This is a genomic window from Oribacterium sp. HCP28S3_H8 (assembly GCF_052064775.1).
Lineage (GTDB): Bacteria > Bacillota > Clostridia > Lachnospirales > Lachnospiraceae > Oribacterium.
This window is the reverse complement of sequence record NZ_JBQHUZ010000039.1, coordinates 1-421: the sequence shown is the minus strand read 5'-3', so window position 1 is coordinate 421 and position 421 is coordinate 1. Positions and strand designations below refer to the sequence as shown.

The 421-nt window shown below is 46.1% G+C and carries 1 protein-coding gene; it reads right to left on the bottom strand.

Features of this window, described 5'->3' with window-relative positions:
- A partial coding sequence (locus tag ACTNEN_RS13375; protein WP_441206958.1) for a reverse transcriptase domain-containing protein occupies positions 1–421 on the bottom strand: 421 nt, incomplete at both ends.

The window sequence follows — 421 nt, the reverse complement described above, 5'->3', positions numbered from 1 at the left end:
GTATCTGACCGCGTGCATTTCTTTCAGTCTGCTTCTGCGCAAAGCTCTGTAAGAATGGCTCTTGATCTTTGTGCCACTCGCATTTTCTCTTATCTTGAATTCTGTTTTGGTCGGCATTTCTTCCCATTGGGAAGCAACCCACCAGTCCAGTTCATTCAATACGATATTTGCAAGTAGCGGTGACAGGATTCCGCCCTGTGGTGTTCCCTTGGTCGGATAGACCTTTTCACCGTTTGGCATAATGACCGGCGCTTTCAGCATTTCCTTAATGATGCATATCAGCTTTTTGTCACGGATTCCCAATGCCCAGATCTGACGAATCAGTTTTGTATGGTTGATGTTGTCGAAGAATCCTTTGATGTCAAGATCAACGACATGATACAGGTGCTGTACCTGCACCAGCCGCATACACTGTGCAATC